General features: G+C 57.6%; 18 protein-coding genes, 2 tRNA genes and 1 pseudogene. 8 read left to right on the top strand and 13 right to left on the bottom strand.

What is annotated here, in order from left to right:
- Positions 1 to 217: 217 nt before the first annotated feature.
- Positions 218 to 739, top strand: coding sequence for a methyltransferase family protein (locus tag QP503_RS06075; RefSeq protein ID WP_006681220.1), 522 nt, complete (start codon positions 218 to 220; stop codon positions 737 to 739).
- Here the strand turns inward: QP503_RS06075 and QP503_RS06080 are convergent.
- From QP503_RS06080 to orn, 5 genes and pseudogenes are all read right to left on the bottom strand, one after another.
- Positions 709 to 1,032, bottom strand: a pseudogene (locus tag QP503_RS06080) (terminase TerL endonuclease subunit); the annotation flags it as partial. The gene QP503_RS06075 and the pseudogene QP503_RS06080 sit on opposite strands and share 31 nt — an antisense overlap.
- Positions 1,032 to 1,967, bottom strand: coding sequence for a nucleoside hydrolase (locus QP503_RS06085; protein WP_006681222.1), 936 nt, complete (start codon positions 1,965 to 1,967; stop codon positions 1,032 to 1,034). The pseudogene QP503_RS06080 and the gene QP503_RS06085, both read right to left, overlap by 1 nt.
- Before the next feature lie 111 nt (positions 1,968 to 2,078).
- Entirely contained in the window at positions 2,079 to 3,761 is a 1,683-nt protein-coding gene (ettA, locus tag QP503_RS06090) for an energy-dependent translational throttle protein EttA (protein WP_006681223.1), read from the bottom strand.
- Between the two features lie 141 nt (positions 3,762 to 3,902).
- Entirely contained in the window at positions 3,903 to 4,631 is a 729-nt protein-coding gene (locus QP503_RS06095) for a single-stranded DNA-binding protein (RefSeq protein WP_285069695.1), read from the bottom strand.
- A gap of 193 nt (positions 4,632 to 4,824) precedes the next feature.
- Positions 4,825 to 5,451, bottom strand: coding sequence for an oligoribonuclease (gene orn / locus QP503_RS06100; RefSeq protein ID WP_285069694.1), 627 nt, complete (start codon positions 5,449 to 5,451; stop codon positions 4,825 to 4,827).
- Between the two features lie 299 nt (positions 5,452 to 5,750).
- Between orn and ilvA the strand changes: the two genes are divergently transcribed.
- Positions 5,751 to 7,052: a threonine ammonia-lyase IlvA gene (ilvA, locus tag QP503_RS06105; protein ID WP_103631904.1), complete on the top strand. Its 1,302-nt coding sequence runs from the start codon at positions 5,751 to 5,753 to the stop codon at positions 7,050 to 7,052.
- A gap of 95 nt (positions 7,053 to 7,147) precedes the next feature.
- Here ilvA and QP503_RS06110 read toward each other — a convergent pair whose 3' ends face one another.
- From QP503_RS06110 to rpmF, 5 genes are all read right to left on the bottom strand, one after another.
- Positions 7,148 to 7,579 carry a winged helix-turn-helix domain-containing protein gene (locus QP503_RS06110; RefSeq protein WP_285069693.1) on the bottom strand — a complete coding sequence of 144 codons (432 nt, stop codon included), beginning with the start codon at positions 7,577 to 7,579 and terminating at the stop codon, positions 7,148 to 7,150.
- A gap of 313 nt (positions 7,580 to 7,892) precedes the next feature.
- A tRNA-Arg gene (locus QP503_RS06115) sits at positions 7,893 to 7,965 on the bottom strand.
- Positions 7,966 to 8,205: 240 nt separating this feature from the next.
- Positions 8,206 to 8,496 carry a putative quinol monooxygenase gene (locus tag QP503_RS06120; protein ID WP_006681228.1) on the bottom strand — a complete coding sequence of 97 codons (291 nt, stop codon included), beginning with the start codon at positions 8,494 to 8,496 and terminating at the stop codon, positions 8,206 to 8,208.
- A gap of 84 nt (positions 8,497 to 8,580) precedes the next feature.
- The gene (locus tag QP503_RS06125; RefSeq protein ID WP_285101406.1) at positions 8,581 to 9,840 is read right to left on the bottom strand and encodes a cation:proton antiporter; all 1,260 of its coding nucleotides are present in this window, start codon (positions 9,838 to 9,840) and stop codon (positions 8,581 to 8,583) included.
- Positions 9,841 to 10,132: 292 nt separating this feature from the next.
- Positions 10,133 to 10,303 carry a 50S ribosomal protein L32 gene (rpmF, locus tag QP503_RS06130; RefSeq protein WP_006681230.1) on the bottom strand — a complete coding sequence of 57 codons (171 nt, stop codon included), beginning with the start codon at positions 10,301 to 10,303 and terminating at the stop codon, positions 10,133 to 10,135.
- A gap of 276 nt (positions 10,304 to 10,579) precedes the next feature.
- Between rpmF and QP503_RS06135 the strand changes: the two genes are divergently transcribed.
- The 4 genes from QP503_RS06135 to QP503_RS06150 all read left to right on the top strand — a co-directional run bounded on the left by QP503_RS06135 (position 10,580) and on the right by QP503_RS06150 (position 13,864).
- Positions 10,580 to 11,221 carry an IMPACT family protein gene (locus QP503_RS06135; protein ID WP_219585201.1) on the top strand — a complete coding sequence of 214 codons (642 nt, stop codon included), beginning with the start codon at positions 10,580 to 10,582 and terminating at the stop codon, positions 11,219 to 11,221.
- A 251-nt stretch (positions 11,222 to 11,472) separates the two neighbouring features.
- Positions 11,473 to 12,405: a cysteine synthase A gene (gene cysK / locus QP503_RS06140; RefSeq protein WP_285069691.1), complete on the top strand. Its 933-nt coding sequence runs from the start codon at positions 11,473 to 11,475 to the stop codon at positions 12,403 to 12,405.
- Positions 12,406 to 12,586: 181 nt separating this feature from the next.
- Positions 12,587 to 13,195, top strand: coding sequence for a serine O-acetyltransferase (gene cysE / locus QP503_RS06145; protein WP_006681233.1), 609 nt, complete (start codon positions 12,587 to 12,589; stop codon positions 13,193 to 13,195).
- A gap of 177 nt (positions 13,196 to 13,372) precedes the next feature.
- Positions 13,373 to 13,864, top strand: coding sequence for a GNAT family N-acetyltransferase (locus QP503_RS06150; RefSeq protein ID WP_006681234.1), 492 nt, complete (start codon positions 13,373 to 13,375; stop codon positions 13,862 to 13,864).
- A 122-nt stretch (positions 13,865 to 13,986) separates the two neighbouring features.
- On the opposite strand, the gene QP503_RS06155 is transcribed toward QP503_RS06150, so the two are convergent.
- Together QP503_RS06155 and QP503_RS06160 are read right to left on the bottom strand one after the other, a co-directional pair.
- On the bottom strand, positions 13,987 to 14,949 hold the full coding sequence (locus QP503_RS06155; RefSeq protein WP_285101408.1) for an Fpg/Nei family DNA glycosylase: 963 nt from the start codon (positions 14,947 to 14,949) through the stop codon (positions 13,987 to 13,989).
- A gap of 224 nt (positions 14,950 to 15,173) precedes the next feature.
- A complete protein-coding gene (locus QP503_RS06160; protein WP_285101410.1) occupies positions 15,174 to 18,104 on the bottom strand; it encodes a leucine--tRNA ligase in 2,931 nt (976 codons plus the stop codon).
- Between the two features lie 117 nt (positions 18,105 to 18,221).
- Here QP503_RS06160 and QP503_RS06165 point away from each other — a divergent pair, with 117 nt between their 5' ends.
- The gene (locus QP503_RS06165; RefSeq protein WP_179369740.1) at positions 18,222 to 18,662 is read left to right on the top strand and encodes an HIT family protein; all 441 of its coding nucleotides are present in this window, start codon (positions 18,222 to 18,224) and stop codon (positions 18,660 to 18,662) included.
- A 30-nt stretch (positions 18,663 to 18,692) separates the two neighbouring features.
- Here QP503_RS06165 and QP503_RS06170 read toward each other — a convergent pair whose 3' ends face one another.
- Positions 18,693 to 19,472 (bottom strand): metal-dependent transcriptional regulator, encoded by a 780-nt coding sequence (locus tag QP503_RS06170; RefSeq protein ID WP_006681238.1) that lies wholly within the window; start codon positions 19,470 to 19,472, stop codon positions 18,693 to 18,695.
- Positions 19,473 to 19,569: 97 nt separating this feature from the next.
- On the opposite strand from QP503_RS06170, the gene QP503_RS06175 reads away from it, so the two are divergent.
- Positions 19,570 to 19,642: transfer RNA gene (locus tag QP503_RS06175), tRNA-Lys, on the top strand.
- Position 19,643 lies beyond the last annotated feature (1 nt).

Raw genomic sequence — 19,643 nt, forward strand, 5'->3', positions numbered from 1 at the left:
GTAGCCCGGCTATCGCCTCAGCCAAGATCCGTACGTAGCCATAGACAGCAGTCATCTGCATCGCGAAACGTTCTGTCACCAGACGCCCAGCAGATGTCGGCCCAAATAGAAACGAATAGAACGGCGTTATATGGTGGTTTTTAGCTTCGCACGCTTTGGGACGTAGCCAGTTTTTAGACCCATATAAGTTCCTTCCTGGATATGCGAAAATATCTCTATGAACACGGCCGGCACTTCGCATCTTCCCGTGCTAGGGGTAGGGCCTATCTATGTATCGGCTATTTTCGCGCTCACGGTCACGGCGAGCATTCTCAGCTATTTAGGTCTCGCATCAAACGGCGCTATCGCTAACGCGTGGATACGAATACTCATGATTGCAGCAGGCCTGCTCGTGATTGCGGAGGCCGTAATTGTGTGGTGTGCGGCGGTCTTTGGCTCTCACATGGTCCAAAGTGTCAAGACCGGCAAGCTCATGACCAGTGGGATTTACGCATGGGTGCGCCACCCCGTTTACGCAGCCTTTTTGCTGTTGAACTGCGGTCTCTTGCTCGTGCAAGCAAACTGGTGGCTGCTAGCCCTACCAGTGATTTATTGGGTAGGCCTGAGCGTCTTGATGAAACACACCGAAGAGCGCTGGCTAGAAAACAAATTCGGTGACGAATACACCCGCTATGCCACCCGCGTTAACCGCATCCTTCCCTGGCCACCTCATAGCACCAAAAGTCCCCGCAAATCATAAACTGAGCTCGCCTCTGGGGTGTTGCCGCATCTTATTGCCCGATTTAAGGCCATGATGGTAGCGACGACTCCATCGATCTTCTCGGCGGATTTTTGTTTGTCGGGTTTGATGTTTCCTGCTGGGTCAGTACGCACATGAATGTTATCGACCATCCAAGCCAGCACTGGGTGCCCGCCATGGGTTAGCTTGCCCTCTAAGGCAAGTTTCATGAGTTCCTTCGACGGTGGGGACATGTCTTTGAAGCCTTGCCCAAACGGCACCACCGTGAAACCAGCATCCTCAAGGCGGGCACTCAGTAAAACCTCACCAGCTGTTGAACCAAGCGCCCTGCAAGCTCGTCTTCAAGTTCGAATACGGCGCGGACGTTGCCCGACGGGTCGAGGCGTTCGATTGTTTGGCCTCGTCCTTCACCATCGGTGGTATCGACGCTGACTCGCATCTGTTCGCTCCGCTTGGCACTCGACATTCTGCTGGCGAGCGCCACTGTCATCGGATCGTGGAGCGCGCATGAACGCCGACCGAAGACGTCCGTGTAGAAGTCGAAGTACAGGTTGAGGATCTCGCCGAGCGCGCTGACGAAGGGGTGCGAGTGTTCCAGTAGCGCTCGTCGATGTTCTTCGAACATCGGGTATTGCATCGTCACATCAAGAGGAACCAAGGTAATCGGCCATTTGGCATCAAAGACCCGCTGCGCCGCTTCGGGATCGTTCGCGATATTGGCCTCTGCGACAGGCGAAACATTTCCGGGCACGCGTAGTGCGCCACCCATGATGACAAGCTCTTTCACGAGCTGTGGCAACGCCGGCTCCAATTCAATCGCGTGCGCAAGGTTCGTCAGCGGTCCGACAGCAATAACAACGAGGCTACCCGTATACTCGCTCGCGAGATCGATCAGAAGCTCGGCCGCACTCCTCGTATCAGCGGCTTGGGTCGACGCGGGAAGTTCGACGTTGCCAACGCCATTTTCCCCATGGATATGGGGCACTCCCCCGTCATAAGGGTGGGTAAGGAAGTCGTGTGCACCAGTCGCGACTGGTATCCCCGATCGTCCCGCTAAAGCAAGAAGATCAAGCGTGTTTCGCGTTGCCTGTTCGGCATCAGTATTCCCAGAAACGCACCCAACGCCGACGAGCTTCAGGCTGGGGTTGGCAAGACAGAGGGCCAATGCCAGCGCATCATCGATTCCCGTATCGCAGTCCAAGAACACTGGTGTTTGAGTTGGGATCATTTGTCTTTCCTTGCCTCTTACGTTCCCCTAACGGGCCCCTGATGTGACCACGATATAACGAAGTGGAGCGTAGCCAATCGGCTACGCTCCACTTCCTGGGCTCTACGATTCTCAGTCGCGCGTCAGCTTACGGTGCGTGACGCGATGCGGGTTCGCCGCATCCTGACCAAGGCGTTCGATCTTGTTCTTCTCATAGGACTCGAAGTTTCCCTCGTACCAGTACCACTGAGCCGGATCCTCTTCGGTACCTTCCCACGCAAGAATGTGAGTGGCCACGCGGTCGAGGAACCAACGGTCGTGGGTGACGACCACGGCGCAACCGGGGAACTGCAGAAGAGCATTTTCCAGTGAGCCGAGGGTTTCGACGTCCAAGTCGTTGGTCGGCTCGTCAAGGAGCAACAGGTTACCGCCCTGCTTGAGCGTCAGTGCCAGGTTCAGGCGGTTGCGCTCACCACCGGACAGAACACCAGCAGGCTTCTGCTGATCCGGCCCTTTGAAGCCAAACGCGGACACGTAGGCGCGTGACGGCATTTCAACGTTTCCGACCTGGATGTAGTCGAGTCCGTCAGAGACGACCTCCCAGAGGGTCTTATCCGGATCGATGCCTGCGCGAGTCTGGTCAACGTAAGAGATCTTGACGGTTTCACCGATATTCAGTTCGCCACCGTCAAGAGGCTCCAGGCCAACGATGGTCTTGAACAGGGTCGTCTTACCAACACCATTCGGGCCAATGACGCCGACAATGCCGTTACGCGGCAGGGAGAACGACAGTCCATCGATCAGCGTGCGATCGCCGAAGCCCTTTTGTAGGTTGGTTGCTTCGATGACGATTGAGCCCAAGCGCGGGCCTGGCGGAATCTGAATTTCTTCGAAGTCGAGCTTACGAGTGCGCTCCGCTTCGGCAGCCATTTCCTCGTAGCGTTCCAGACGAGCCTTCGACTTCGCTTGACGGCCCTTCGGGTTCGAACGAACCCATTCAAGTTCCTCCTTCAGGCGCTTGGCAAGCTTCGCGTCCTTCTGTCCTTGAACCTGCAGACGCTTTTCCTTCGTCTCCAGGTAGGTCGAGTAGTTGCCCTCGTACGGGTAGAGGTGCCCACGGTCAACTTCAGCGATCCAGCCTGCAACGTGGTCAAGGAAGTAACGGTCGTGGGTAACCGCGATAACGGCACCAGCGTAGGTGGACAGGTGCTTTTCCAGCCAGAGCACGGACTCGGCATCCAGGTGGTTCGTCGGTTCGTCAAGCAGTAGCAGATCGGGAGCCTCGATCAGCAGGCGACACAGTGCTACGCGACGACGCTCGCCACCGGACAGGACGTTGACGGGCTGGTCTGCCGGCGGGCAACGCAACGCGTCCATTGCCTGCTCAAGTTGGGAATCAATATCCCAAGCGTTCGTAGCATCGAGTGCGTCCTGGAGCTTGCCCATTTCTTCCATCAGAGCATCGAAATCCGCATCCGGATTCGCCATCTCTTCAGAAATCTTGTTGAAACGATCGAGCTTCGCAAACGTATCTGCCGCACCCATACGAACGTTCTCAATCACGGTCTTCGTATCATCAAGCTTCGGTTCCTGCTCAAGGATGCCGACGCTGTAACCCGGGGTCAGGCGAGCTTCGCCATTACTCGGTTCGTCAAGGCCTGCCATAATCTTCAAGATCGAGGACTTACCGGCACCGTTCGGACCGACCATACCGATCTTCGCGCCCGGGAAGAACGACATAGACACGTCATCGAGGATTACCTTATCCCCGTGCGCCTTACGCGCTTTAATCATCTGGTAGATGTACTCAGCCACTGGTCTCCATCCAACATGTGGGTGTGCATGACAGTAAAACTGTCCGTTTATCCCCTCCATGCTAAGCCACACCCACGCTGAACCCCACACGACTGCTGAGAATTACAGCGTGGGCGTGACCACGTCCACGACCTCGCGAGCTTATTTATCCTCTGGGCACTTGTCCTTGGGATAAGTGAAGTTCCCTTTCGTCTTCACCTTCGCCTGATCAACACGTCGATTCTTACCCACCGTTGTCTTCAGAGTCGACGATTGCTCTTGTCCGCACGACCCATCGCAGGCTTCATCGCTACATTCTGGGCCTGTCAATGGCGCGGTATCACCTTCGCTTTCCTCACCAATAGCGTTCAACGCAGTTAAAGGAGAGTCTTCAAAACTTGCTCCCAAAGGGTCGGACACCCCACCCCCGGAGCTCATCCTCACGTTGGCCCCAGAAACGTCAGACGTTGAAGTAAGCGTGGCCACGGCCTCGTCCCTCGAAGAAAGAACAGAACCGCCCTCTGAAGGCGAAGGCATATTCTTGGTCCATGTACTCCTTCCGCTGGTCAAGTCATGCCCGATCGCTTGAGCGTTAATGACCACTTCAGAGCGAATATTTCCGTCAGAATCCTTCCACGCATTCGCGCGAGGGCGCCCCGTCACAATCACGGGCTCGCCCTTCGCCAATGAATGCAGGGCATTATCGGCAAGCCGATCCCACGCGTGAACCGAATACCACTGAGTACGCCCCTGCGTCAGAACCCCGTCAGCAGATGCGAACCAGTGTGTGACCGCCAAGCGGAAACGGATCGTCACGTGGTTGTTCGCAGTCTTCGATACACGCAAGTCTGTGCCAATACGGCCTCGCAAAGTAATCGTCGTGTCGCTCATCAGTGTCTCCTTCATCCTCGCTATTGAGCTGACACGATGAGCTTGAAACTCAATTGGCGAGGGCGCTCATACATCCCTCGCCAATTGTGGATAAGTGGCACATGAGCGAAATTGTGGATAATTCCTATCCGCAACCGTCCCTGCTTTGCCATAACGCGACCGCAATGCTGGCGCGAAACCGAGTTAACGCAGATCAGGCACCAATACGTGGAATCTCAAGAGCCAGAGTTTCCTTCAGCGCTTGAGCCGCAGCCTCGGAAGAAACACGGTGAGACGGGAACAAAACGCGACGGAAATACTCAAGTTCCTGGATAGATTCCAGAATGTCCGCGAGCGCACGGTGACCACCGTGCTTGGTCGGTGCGCCGTAGAACGCGTTCGGGTACCAGCGCTTCGCCAGTTCCTTCAGGGAAGAAACGTCGATGATGCGGTAGTGAAGGTGGTCGATAACACTGGGCATATATTCCTCGAGGAACATCTTGTCCGTGCCGACCGAGTTACCGGCAAGAAGAGCTTTTCCGGGGGTAGGAACGAACTGCTTGACGTACGACAGAACCTGGTCTGTTGCTTCTTGGAGCGTCAGCCCGTTTTCAAGTTCTTTAAGCAACCCGGAGGTCGTGTGCATGTTGCGCACGAAGTCGTTCATGTGCTCCAGTGCAGCTGCTGGGGGCTTGATCAGAACGTCGATGCCTGGGTCAACTATGTTCAGGTCGGCGTCAGTGATAACGACGGCGACCTCGACCAGCGCGTCGGCTTTCACGTTGAGGCCGGTCATTTCGCAGTCGATCCATACCAATGGATCCTTCAGTTTCTTCGTCACTCGCTTATTTTACCGCGGGGTTTTGAGCCCTCTTGCGTGGGACGTGCCACCTTCGTCGCGCCCGCGCGGGTGCTCCCTCTCCCCTTTCGCACACATTGACGAGGCTCCCCTGAAGCTCGTTCCAATTTCGCAGTCCTCACGGGGTAGCAGAATATATCCCCACTGATGTATTTTCTCTGACCGCCACGTGATCGCCATCGAACGCAGGTAGGCAAGCGGTTTTAGACTGTATCCGTTCGCCGTACGCACCCGCGCCGGCTTGCGACCGATTCCTGGTTCCCGATCGATTGAAGGACCTGATGAGCGACACAACCGCTTCCACGTTCCACACAAATGCGACTCCTGCGGATATTGAATCCGCATCAAAGGTGTTGCGTGGCGTTGTTCACCGCACTGCGTTGGCGCGTTCTGAACGGTTGACGGATGCGATTGGTGCCCCGGTGCTGCTCAAGCGTGAAGATACGCAGAAGTGCCGTTCCTTCAAGGTTCGAGGCGCCTACGCACGTATGTCGCTATTATCTGCAGCTGAACGTGAACGTGGCGTCGTCTGTGCCTCGGCAGGTAACCATGCGCAGGGCATCGCCTATTCGTGCGCTCACCTGAAGGTTCACGGCACGATTTATCTGCCGTCGAATACTCCTCGTCAGAAGCGCAATCGTATTGCTGCGATCGGTGGTGATTGGGTCGAGCAGGTCATCGTTGATGGCACCTTCGACAAGGCAAACGCGCTGGCGCAGGAAGCTGCGCGCGCGACTGGGCGCACTTACGTTCACCCCTACGATGATCCGATGACGATCGCGGGCCAGGGCACGATCGGCGTTGAGTTGCTCGAACAGATGCCCGAGAACACGGTGGCAGTCCTCGTTCCCGTCGGTGGCGGTGGATTGCTTGCTGGCATCGCGACGTGGATCCGCGCTAAGCGCCCCGAAATCAAGATCATCGGCGTCGAGCCCGAAGGGGCGGCCTCGATGCACGCTGCCCTGCATGCTGGCGAGCCAATTACGTTGGCATCGGTTGACCCGTTCGTTGACGGCACCGCTGTTGGTCGTGCGGGAGCTCTCGCCTACGACGCTACCCGCCTGTACGTCGACGATGTACTCGTTGTTCCCGAGGGCGCAGTGTGCACGGAAATGCTCGACCTCTACCAGTCCGATGGCGTCATTGCTGAGCCGGCTGGCGCCCTGGCATCGACCGCGATCCGTTCCTACCTGTCAACCCCTGAAGAGCGCGAACGCTACCTGGGTGACTCTGATGGTGCAATCATCGCGATCGTGTCCGGTGGCAATAACGACCTGACACGTTACGCCGAGGTTATGGAGCGTTCGCTTCGTCACGAGGGCTTGCGCCACTACTTCCTGGTCACGTTCCCCCAGCAACCGGGGGCTCTGCGCCTCTTCCTGCAGGATGTTCTTGGCCCGCACGACGACATCGTTCACTTCGAGTACACAAAGAAGAACAATCGAGAATCTGGGCCCGCCGTTGTTGGCATCGATATTGCGGCGAAGGATGACATCGACGGTTTGCGCCGACGCATGGCGGATTCGCCCCTGCACGTCGAAGAGCTGCATGCGGATTCGGAGATTTTCCGCCTGATCATCTGAGGCGTCATGCTAGTTCCACTTGCGAGCGCTTTCGGTAAGCGTGTGGCTTTCTCTTATTCACGAGGCTGGCCACGTTTGCTCGGCCTCGTGGCATGTTATGCGGCCAGAGTGTGCGTGAGCGTTGCTTGGACGCGCACGCCTTCACCCGTGTTGAAGCGGTAGCCCTGGCCTCGAACAGTCGAGATCAGTTCGGGGGCCTTAGCGAGCTTCTTACGCAGACGACGAATGTGTGCGTCAACTGTACGCGAGTCGGGGCCAATGTCAGCGCCGTTCCAGACGGTCGAAAAAAGTTCTTCGCGTGAAACTGCGCGATCAGCGTTCAAGGCAAGGTGAGTGAGTAGCTCGCGTTCCTTTGCACAGAGGGCAATGCGGGCGCCTCGGATGGTCAGTTCCCCGCGGTCAGCGTTGAACTCAACGCGAGCGGGAGCAAGGTGAAGGTGCGCGAGGATCTCAAGGAAATCGTCGAAAGACGTTTCGGGGGTTTCATCGAAGACGGCAGAGTTTGCGGGGGTGTTGACCAGAGTCATGGTGTATCCAGGTTTCTTTGGTGCCGCTACCCAGCTTTGTTAACAAAGGGGCTTTTCACTCACTGCGGCAGTGATTGACAGAGGTTCGGGGGCGTCAATCACATACACATTCGCTCACGCACAGTGGTGCCCTGAAGGCAGCACATTTCGTAAGCGAAGGTCGTCATGGTTGTAGTGTGCCGTATGGGTGTCACACTTTTCCAGAAAGTGACCACATTGTGAGACTTTGTAACACGCGCTGATTCGTTCTTGACGGGGCGCTAAGACAAACAAAACCGGCCTGATCGCAGAAAAACTACGATCAGGCCGGTTGCGCCCCTGACAGGACTCGAACCTGCAACCTCGGGATTAGAAGGCCCTTGCTCTATCCATTGAGCTACAGAGGCATTGCCGGGAGCGCCCACCTCGAGTGGGCTTCGACGCGAACCAAGTTTACCGGCACCGAGCGTCAACGCCCAAAGATGTCACCACCGTGCGTTCTTCGACGCAGACACAACGCATGTGTGCCCGACCTTGTTCATCATCCATCACCGAATGCGCACGATGCATCCAACCCCAAAAAGCACCAAAGGAAAGGGCCGGAGCGATCATCCACCCCGGCATTTTCCTCACACTCCAGTGCGCGTTCACTCCACTGCGTCAAGGAACGTTAGCTGTGACTCCGGCTCCTCGATGATCTGGTTCAGGCGATCGTTGAAGACCTTGCCGTAAGGCATATTGATGTGCGCCTCGAACGCCGCGTCATCGGCGTACTTCTCAAAGACAACGAACTTGCGTGGATTGTCAACCTCACGATGAGGTTCAAACGTCACATTCCCCGGCTCCGTGTGCACATTGCGCGCCAGGCCGGCGATCATTTCCGCAACCTCGTCTTCGAAGCCTTCCTTGGCAGTAAAGCGAGCAATCAGAATCTTCATCGTTTCTCCTTCGATCAAGTCCACTTGGCGACCACTTCTCCGCTGGATTTCAGCCAATCGACGAGGCCGCGCTCACCTGTCATTCTACTCCGCTTCCACTAGGGCGCGAGAAGGAAAAACCCTCTCTTCAAGGGAGGCAAGCAAGGGAAAGAAGAGGACCGACGCGGCGCCGGAAGCCACCAGGATTGATCCGATATCTTCGGCCATCACGCCAGCATTCACAGCCACGCCCGTCACGGCAACGATGATCGGCAGACCCGTCGCACCATAGAGACCAATCCTCGTGGCATCGCGCCATGTAGTTTTCTCGACCGTGCCAACGAAGCGTTCAATCAGCACAATGGGCAAGCCTCGAACCACCAGGATGACAGTCACGAATACCACCAGCAACCAAGGGCGCTCAATGACGGCGCTCAGCGAAATATTCATACCCGAGGTCACGAAGAAAACCGGAATCAGGAACGAGAAGCCAATCGTCCGCAGCTCCCCTTCAATCGCACTGAAGTTCACTGGAGACAGTGCATGGACGACGACGCCGGCGGCGAACGCGCCGAGGACAATGTCGAGGTTCAAGACGGCGGAAAGCGCCATCAGACCGGTCAGGATTGCCATGACCACGCGCATCAGCGTCTTCGACGAAGTCTGTGCACCGCGCAAGATCACGCGACCAATTTCGGGGTGGCGCAGAATGAAACGCGTCGGAATCGCAACGGAGATCAACGTTGCAACGACGAAGAACCCAAGGATGACGGCGGCCCAACCTGGCGACCGCGTGCCAAGCAGAAGCGACATGGCAATAACAGGAGCGAGTTCACCAATCGCACCGTGGATCAACACCGCTTCACCAGCAGGCTTGCCCATCATTCCCGCTTCCATCAGAATCGGAAGCAACGTGCCCAGAGCTGTGGACGTAAACGCAATGGCAAGTGCGATCGCGGAGCTGTAATCACCATTGCGCAATGTGACAACAGCCAATGCAAATGCGGCAAAGAAACAGATCAGCCACGTAATCGCAGCAACGCGACCCGGTTTGGCACGCACTTGCGAAATATTGATTTCAGTACCTGCAATCAGGAACAGAATTCCCATACCGATCTCACGTAGTAGGTGTACGGAATCCGAGACCTGAGCGATCCCCAGAACTGAGGGTCCAATGACGACACCAAGAATCAACAGCCAGACTACATCCGGAACGCGCTTACGAGTCGCAGAAGACAAGAGCGGAGCCAAGAGAGCTGCCAAAGCAATAACAAAAAGGGACACGAAATCTTGCCTGAGGTTCTCCGAGCTCATCGGGTGAAGGCTCTGCCCCGCAAGAGCTGAAACTAACGCATTATTGTGCACGTGCTTACTCTAAAAACCCTTGTGCCTTTTCCACCACTAAAAAGGCGTATCCCACATTCTTTGCGGCATCTCACTCCCGACGGTCGGGCATGTCATGCGAGGCGACAAAACCCGCCACACAGCACCTCGTACATGCCCACCCACGTCATACGAGGCGACACTTCCCTCCTCCCAGAACCCAAAACGTCGCCTCAGACGACACAAACGACAATCACACTCAGTCAGGCTCGAGAAATCGGGTACGGAAAAGGCCCGGCGCATAAGCACCGGGCCTCAACTGCAGGATCGAGGGTCAGGCCTCGACGTCCAGCAGACCGTTCTTGTATGCCTTTGCCAAACGACGCGGGATACGAACCTCACGGCCAGCAACCTTGACGGTGTTGAGCTCGGTGAGATCTGCCTTCCACGCGGAGCGGCGCGTGCGGGTGTTCGCACGGGACATCTTTCGCTTCGGAACTGCCATTGAATCGTGCCTCCCCTCTCTTCTCGGTAGTCGTATGGTCGGTTGGTGGCTCAAAAACGAGCCGCCGTCCGACGCCAGAACGTCGCGAGAAGGACCCGACCGGCCCATTCCCACCGACGGCAACCCGAAAATCGTACCATGAACGCCCGTTTTGCCCCTAGTTCGATACTCTGCCTGAGATGCGATCCTCATTACATGTTCCGCACCTCTCATGTCATCAGCTAGGTTAGAGGGCGACATCGATGGTGTAGAGGTACATGAGGAAGAGGGGTGAAAATGGGAGTCATTCATACCGTGCGGTCGGGTACTCGGATTGAAAACGAGATCGAGATTAAGCGCTCCCGTTTCATTACGACTCTCGCTCGCACCGATTCCTCCGACGAGGCACGCGCCCTGATTAATGAGGTCAAGGCCGACAATCCGCAGGCTCGCCACAATTGCTCCGCATTCCTTATTCAGGTTGATGGACGCGATCCTCATCAGCATTCGAGTGATGACGGGGAGCCCTCGGGCACTGCCGGTACGCCGATGATTGATGCGCTCCGTCTGGCTGGAGTGTGGAATGTGACCGCCGTTGTCACCAGGTATTTCGGAGGAATCCTCTTGGGTGGGGGCGGCCTCGTGCGCGCGTATTCATCGTCTGTATCCAAAGCGCTCGCCCTGGCACCGAAGGCGAAACTAGTTTCGCTAGACGTGCTGGAAACTCGGGTTTCACTTGCCCAGGCTGGCAGGATTGAAGCTGAGTTAAGGAATGCGGGTGCGCAGATTCTTGGCATCGATTGGGAGAGCGAGGCCGCGATCCGAATCGGCACACTTCCTGATTCTCGCGCGTTTTTTGAGGCGCAGATCCTTGCTCTGACCTCGGGTGTTTCAAAGTTTCAGATGATGGGCACCACGAGAGTCGAAGTAGACGAATAACCCCCATTGTTTTAAGATTCAATTATGACATGCGCTGACATGACACTCACCCCGTGCGGAACTCACCGTCCGGTCACACCGCGTCACCTTCTTTCGTGTTAATTGGGCGAATGACTTTTCTGGCGCTCAGCGTCGTCATTCGCCCTGGCGCATGAACACATGCGTCGCATACCACGAAATTTTTTTCTGACTTCGCACGTTGTACTTACCGTGCACTGAATGATCAGTAGTCAAGCTTTTAGGAGACTCTCATGTCGAACATTGCTTCCAACGTTGCAGAACTCATTGGCAACACTCCCCTGGTTCGTATTAATAAGCTCGCCGGTAAAGGCGTGGACGTCGTCGCCAAAGTTGAAGCATTCAACCCTGCCTCCTCCGTCAAGGACCGCATCGCAGCATCAATCATCGACGCAGCAGAAGAATCTGGCGCCTTAAAGCCCGGTGGCACCATCATCGAAGCAACCTCCGGCAACACCGGCATAGCACTGTCAATGGTCGGCGCAGCCCGTGGCTACAAGGTCGTCATCGTCATGCCGGCCTCCATGTCCATTGAGCGCCGCATCATCGTCCGCGCATTCGGCGCAGAACTCGTTCTGACCGACCCAAAGGGCGGCGTTTCCGCAGCCGTCGCCGAAGCAGAGCGCATCCGCGACGAGCGCCCCGGCTCAATCATCGCCTCGCAGTTCACCAACCCCGCAAACCCGGCAATCCACGTTGCCACAACGGGCGAAGAGATCTGGGAAGACACCGACGGCGAAATTGACGTTTTCGTCGCAGGCGTCGGCACCGGAGGCACCATCTCCGGTGTCGCAAAGACCCTGAAGGCCAAGAACCCGAACATCAAGGTCATCGCAATTCAGCCCGCAGAATCTCCGCTTCTCACCGGTGGCTCTGCTGGCCCGCACGCAATCCAGGGTCTGATGCCGAACTTCGTTCCGGACAACTACGACGCTGAGATCATCGACGAGGTCATCTCTGTTGAGAGCGCCGAAGCACTGAAGTTTGCTCGCCTGGCAGCCGCTGAAGAAGGCCTGCTGGTTGGCATTTCCTCCGGCGCAGCCCTAGCCGGTGCAACCGCTGTTGCAGCTCGCCCTGAATTTGCTGGCAAGAAAATCGTGACCCTACTTCCTGACACCGGCGAGCGTTACCTCTCGACCGCTCTGTTCGAGGAATACAAGGACTGATGTGCTTCAAGCCGACAGGACGTCGACAAAGCGAGAAGCTGAAGAGAATGCGGGGCGCGGATCATCCCTCGCCCCGCATTTTCCTTAGCCCACATTGCGATTGAGCGCTGAACACGCGCGCTTAATCGTCCAACCTCGATAGGATCACTTCTGTTCACCGTTACCCCCCAAAGGAACACCCATGGCGATCAACCCGCGCCGCGCGTTCAAGCTTCTCAGGGAAGATTTACAGACAGCTCGTCATCGCGACCCAGCCGCCCAGTCAAGCGTTGAAGTTGCACTCACATATCCGGGCGTTCACGCACTGTGGGCACACCGCGTTTCGCATTCCTTGTGGATTCGAGGCGTCAAATTGCCCGCTCGCATGTTGCAGTCGGCAACGCGCGTCATGACAGGTGTTGACATTCACCCCGGCGCCCAGATTGGTCGTCGCGTCTTCATCGACCACGCGACGGGCGTTGTTATTGGCGAAACCGCCGAGGTCGGCGAAGATGTCGTCATCTTCCACGGCGTCACCCTGGGTGGCGTCGCCATGACGCCCGGTAAGCGCCACCCTACCGTCGGCAATCACGTGATGATCGGCGCCGGCGCGAAAGTTCTGGGTCCCATCGAGGTCCACGACGGCGCTAAGATCGGCGCGAACGCGGTCGTGGTCAAGGACGTTCCGTGCGGGAACGTTGCGATTGGCGTGCCCGCACGCCTAATCCCGAAGTCCTGCAACGACACGAAGGATGACGATCTGATCATCGATCCCGCTTACTTCTTAGAAGAGCCGGAACTCTACATCTGATCCCAGAGGGCCCCCTCCCGGCGTCTCATTCTGGTTCAGGGCACCGGCGCTACGCAGGTCCCCCGCCTTGTGTGTTTAGCCGGCCTCGCACCCTTATTTGCCCAGCTCAAGCGCACAAGGAGCACACCGGCCCCCAAAGTCCCACATAGTGTGACCCACACCACGTACACTTGGTTTATGGAACAGCGCACACTTCAAGCACCAGTTGATGCGTTGGCCGATGTCGAACGCCCCGAGGGTATCGAGATCGCAACGCTCACCCGTTACGACATTCCGATGCTCGCAGCCCTGACCCTGGACGCGTACGGCGAAGAAAACACACCCGAGGCCATGCTCGAGATTTCGGAAGAACTCCGCATGACCTTCGAAGGGGCATTCGGTGCGACGACCGAAGATTCTTTCGTTGGCGCATGGGATGGTGGCGCACTGATCGGCGCCATCGAAGTCGTCAGAGAATCCCCGTGGGATGACGCTCCCGACGGCCCGTTCGTCGTCGATCTTGTCGTCGCCCCGGAATACCGTCGTAAAGGCATCGCAACCGCCCTCATCGCAGAGGTCGCACGTCGTTGCCAGGATTGGGGATTCGACGGTCTGTCCTTGACGATCGATTCGCGCCACATGGGGGCCGCCAGCCTCTACGACGCGCTCGGCTTCACCGACGTCAAATAATAGGTTCGCCTACTGTGGCTTCCGCGACCGTTTCTGCCCGCCAGTTTCATGGCAGGCTGGGCGGTTATTTCACCTTGGTCATTTTCTCCGATTGACCAGGTTCAGCCCGCTTAACCAGCGCCTTATCGCTGACAGCTGGGGCACCAGAACAGACGACGATTCTGCATGAGCGCTTCACGGATCGGCGTGCCACAGCGCAGGCAGGGACGCCCAGTTCGGTGGTAGACATACCAGCGTGATGCTTCCTCGTCGCCTTCGATCGGTGGGTTGGGTGCTTCGTCGGGATCCATCGTTTCGAGGCGCCCCGCAGCGAGCCCCCGATTCATGAGGTCGCAGATCAGAACCCAGAGGTCCTTCAGTCGCTTTTTGGAAATGTTCGCCCCCTTGCGATAGGGCGAAATTCCGGCGAGGAACAGGGCATCCGCACGGTAGATGTTGCCGACGCCGGCGATGATGGACTGGTCCATAACGATCTCGCCGATATTGCGCTTCTTGGAGTGAGCAACCGACGCGAATCGCTTCGCCGATTCCTTATCGTCGCGCGCTCCATCTTCCAGCGGGTCAGGACCGAGCTTGGCCTCGGCAACCTGCCGTTCTTCGTCGTCGATCAGCTCGCAACGGTTCGGACCGACCAAATCGGCAACCGCGTGGTCGTTGAACATGCGGAAACGCACCTGACCAACAGGGGCCGGAGGCTCCCAACTTCCAGCTTCAGCCTGACCGTAGCCTTCGCCCCAGCGGGTTTCTGAGTGCCCGTCCCACTCCCCCTTCGGAACGGGAGCAACGCGATGCGCGACACCGTAGCCTTCATCAACGACAGTCTCATCACCATTGAAGCGCCACCATCCGTACAGGCCCAGGTGAATATGCATCCAATCCTGGGGCCACGCATCGGGCACTTCGGGCGAAACAAAACCGATAAACATGTGCTTGCCGTGGACACGCACGCACTGAATCAGCTTGCCGTCGAGTTGCTTAGCTGAAGCGCTGAAACGCCCCTGCGGGGATGAAGCAGACACAGTTCCCCCGACAAAGAGCTCATTGAGCGTCGAAGCAAGACGACGGATGGCATCACCTTCAGGCATGAATGACCTTTCATCTGGGATCAAACGATAACTAGGCGGTTGCGGCTGGTAGCAACCCGCTTCATGGTATTACGAAGAGGTAAAGCTCCAGACTTTTTCGCACGCTACCGTCGCAGGCTATCGCTTCTTGGTGAGCCTCACAGAAGATGCCACTGCTTGATAAAAAAACACCTGCGGCGCGAAGCTCACCGCTTCGCGCCGCAGGGTTGCCATCACAATCGCGATCAGCGCGGGAGCACCACGTTGACCAGGCTCGGCTTGCGCACGATCACCTTCAGAGGTTCACGGCCTTCAAGAGCCTTGACGATCGGCGCCTGAGCCAGAGCCTCGGAACGCAGATCCTCTTCACTGATCGACGGCGAGACCTCGAGGCGCGCACGAACCTTACCGTTCACCTGAACAATCGCGGTGACACTCTCTTCGACCAGTAGCGATTCGTCAGTGACAACCGGGAAGGGCTCGCGAGCCAGTGACTCACCGTGTCCCAGACGCATCCAGAGTTCTTCTGCGATGTGCGGGGCAACAGGGGAAATCATCAGAACCAGGGGTTCGATGGCTTCACGCGGAACCGACTTCAGGCCGGTCAGGTGGTTGTTGAGGACAATCAGCTTCGAGACCGCAGTGTTCACGCGCATGTTCTCGTATTCGACGGTGACATCGGCAATCGTACGAGCAACCAGACGCTTCGTCTCAAGATCTGCTTCTTCGTCGGTAACGGTCACTTCACCGGTTTCCTCGTCCAGCGTGTTACGCCAGAGTCGCTGCAAGAAACGCTGCGAGCCGACGACTGCACGGGTTTCCCACGGACGCGAGACATCCAGCGGCCCCATGGACATTTCGTACACGCGGAACACGTCGGCGCCATAGGCGTCATACATTTCGTCCGGGGTGACGATGTTCTTCAGCGACTTGCCCATCTTGCCGTATTCGCGGGTCACCGGCTGACCCTGATAGGTGAAACCTGTTGCCTCGTCGCCTTCGATTTCGTCGGCGGGCACATACTGTCCACGCTCGTCCTTGAAGGCGTAGGCCTGAACGTACCCCTGGTTGAACAGCGTGTGGTACGGCTCTGCGTCCGGCACGTGACCCAGGTCGAAGAGAACTTTCTGCCAGAAGCGCGAGTACAGCAGGTGAAGAACCGCGTGCTCAACGCCACCGACGTACAGGTCGGTGCCACCGGATTTTTTGCCTTCGCGCGGGCCCATCCAGTAGTCGAGGTTCTCAGCCGAAGCCAGCGCCTTGGAGTTCTTCGGATCGGTGTAGCGCATTTCGTACCAGCATGAACCTGCCCACTGTGGCATCGTGTTGGTTTCGCGACGGTAGTTCTTCGGGCCATCGCCGAGATCCATGGTGACGTTCACCCATTCTTCGCTTCGGCCAAGTGGCGCTTCCGGCGCGGTGTTCGCGTCGTCAGGGCCGAAAGTGCGCGGCGAGTAATCGGATACCTCGGGAAGCTCAACGGGAAGCTGATCTTCGGGCAGAGCATGTGGCAGGCCGTCCTCATCCCAGACGATCGGGAAAGGCTCACCCCAGTAGCGCTGGCGAGAGAACAGCCAGTCACGCAGGCGGTAGGTGACGGTTCCACGGCCGAGGCCCTTGGATTCCAGCCATTCGATCATCGCAGCCTTGGCTTCATCCTTTGCCAGGCCGTTCAGACTGATCTCGTCATTCGCCGAATCAACAGCAACGCCATCGCCGGTGTACGCCGACTCGGTCAAATCGTGGCCGTACGGATCATCAGCTGCGCCGATAGTGCGAACAATGTCGAGCTCGTACTTGTTCGCGAATTCCCAGTCACGATCGTCATGCGCGGGAACAGCCATGATCGCGCCGGTGCCGTAGCCCCAGAGGACGTAGTCGGCGACGAACACGGGCACCTTGTGGCCGTTGACGGGGTCAATGCCGTACAGGCCGGTGAAGACGCCTGTCTTCGTGCGTTCTTCGTCGGCACGTTCGGTTTCCGACTTGCCTGCAGCCTGGGCGCGGTAGCGGGCAACCGCCTCGCGCGGGGAAGCTGCGCCATCCGTCCATGCGTCCTTCGTGCCTTCAGGCCACAAGGCCGGAACCGTGAGCGCAGCTTCGTCATCGTCGTTGCCGGCAACCGTGCCACCAAGAATCGGGTGTTCGGGCGCAACAACCATGAAGGTGGCACCGAACAGAGTATCGGGGCGAGTCGTGTAGACCTCGAGGTTGTCGACGCTTGCGCCGACTTCGCTTGCAGCGGGAACGTCAAAGCGGACCGTCGCACCTTCGGAGCGACCGATCCAGTTGCGCTGCATCGTACGGACCTTGTCGGGCCAGTCGATCGTGTCAAGGTCGTCTGCCAGGCGCTTGCCGTAAGCGGTAATGCGCATCATCCACTGGCGCAGATTGCGCTTGAAAACCGGGTAGTTTCCTCGCTCGGAGCGACCTTCGGAGGTGACCTCTTCGTTCGCGAGAACGGTACCCAGGCCCGGGCACCAGTTCACGGGAGCCTCGGACACATACACCAAACGGAAGTCGTTGACGACCTTCGCCTTTTCGACGGCGTCAAGGTCTGCCCAATTGCGGCCGTCCGGAACTGCAACCTGGCCGTTGGCAAGCTTCTCTTCGAGCTCAGCGATCGGACGCGCGGCACCGATGGAGCCATCGGGAGCGGTTGCTTCCGGGTCGAACCAGGAGTTGAAGATCTGCAGGAAGATCCACTGGGTCCAGTGCACGTACTCGGTGTCGGTCGTGGCCAGCGAACGGCGACGATCGTGGGACAAGCCAAGACGACGAAGCTGGCGACGCATATTCGCGATGTTTTCCTCGGTCGTAATGCGCGGGTGCTGACCGGTCTGCACGGCGTACTGTTCTGCCGGCAGGCCGAAGGCGTCGTAGCCCATTGTGTAGAGGACGTTTTCGCCCTGCATACGGCGGAAACGAGCGACCGTGTCGGTGGCGATGTAGCCCAGCGGGTGACCAACATGCAGACCCTTGCCTGACGGGTAGGGGAACATGTCAAGAAGGAAGAAGGGCTTCTTTTCCGCTAGAGGCCCTGCGAACTCACCCACCGGGTTGTCTGCGTTAAAGGTTCCTCGTTCGTCCCACCGATCCTGCCATGCGGTTTCAATCTGACCGGCAAGTTCAGCGGTATAGCGCTGTGCGGGTTCCATGTTGGAAGCCTGGCTCATCAGGGCCCTCCCCTTGATATTTCGACATTCTTCGCCGTATCAAGGGTAGACCATTCGCGCGAAAACTCGCCTCCTCATCTCTAGCCACGAAGGTCCTTCTGGGGTGAGAATGGCCTCATGGCTACAGTCTTTGAAAACATCATTTCCGGCGTCTGGGCAGGTCGCTTCGTGTGGACCGACGACGAATGCGTTGCATTCGCGACCATCGAGCCTACCTCTCCCGGCCATGTTCTAGTCGTACCACGTACCCCGTATGAGAAATGGACGGATGCGCCCAGTAACGTCGCCACGCACCTTATGAAAGTCGCGCGAATCATCGGAATCGCCCAGGAAAAAGCATTTGGAGTCCCCCGCGCCGGCTTGGTCATCGCAGGTTTCGAGGTCCCTCACACGCACCTTCACGTGATCCCGCTACGCACAGAAGCTGATGTCCTTCTGTCGAACGCAGTGAAGGCAACGGATGAGGAACTGGACAAGGCAATGACAAAACTCCGCGACGCCCTCTTGTCGCAGGGGCACGGCTCTCACGTTCCTGAAAGCATGACTTCGCTGGGTTGATCTCCCAGCTCAAACAACGCTCGATCGTGTTTAGTCCTCGAGCGGCGACACCATCACGATCGACGCAACATCGCCAGCCAAGCGGACGCTTCGACCAGCACCCACGGTGGGAGCGGTCGCTTGGCGTATTTCAAGCGAAACCTGACCGGCCTGGTCAATATCGACGATACGGACCAACGCGTCTAGGCCGATGCCCTCACTATCGAGAATACGCAAGAATGCAGAGTCTTCGTCGGACAGGCGGGTGACGCGATACCACTTCCCCACCTCAGCGCCAGCAGTTTTCTTCGATGTCGCAATCAACGGGTAAATCACGCGTTCAACCACCGACCCATCCTCGCGCGGGATCAGGTCACCGTGCGGATCACGCTCAGGCTTGCCCAGCGCTTCATCGATATGCGCAAGAAGACGATCTGAGATCGCATGTTCCAGAATCTCAGCTTCCTCGTGGACCTCGTCCCACTCGAAGTTCAGGCGATCATGCAGGTAGGTTTCCAGCAGACGGTGACGACGCACCATTGAGATAGCAAGCGCGCGCCCCGCATCCGTGAAGTGGACTTTCCGATAGGGCTCATGCGTGACCAAACCATTCGCCACCAGACGCGATACATTCTCTGACGCGGTCGACGCAACGACTCCCATCGCGCTAGCCAGGTCATTCACGCTCATGCCGTGCTTTCCGGATTCTTCGCCACCCCACAAAGTCTTCAGATAGTCCTGCGCCATTCGCGACGACGACGCCCATATTGAATCCACCGGCTCTAAGGTCGAGGAGGTCGAATCAACTGATTTCGGCGTTTTTCCGGTCATATCGAACTCCCCGAGTGTGGTGTGGTGGTCTTCTCACCTGCTATTTTTGCATTGATCTGCCCGAAGCGGTAAAGTTTCATATCGGTCGCACGACCCCGCGTCATTAGCTCAATTGGCAGAGCAGCTGACTCTTAATCAGCGGGTTGAGGGTTCAAGTCCCCCATGACGCAC

Origin of the sequence: Pauljensenia sp. UMB0895 (assembly GCF_030218905.1) — a bacterium.
GTDB classification, from domain to species: Bacteria; Actinomycetota; Actinomycetes; order Actinomycetales; family Actinomycetaceae; genus Pauljensenia; species Pauljensenia turicensis_A.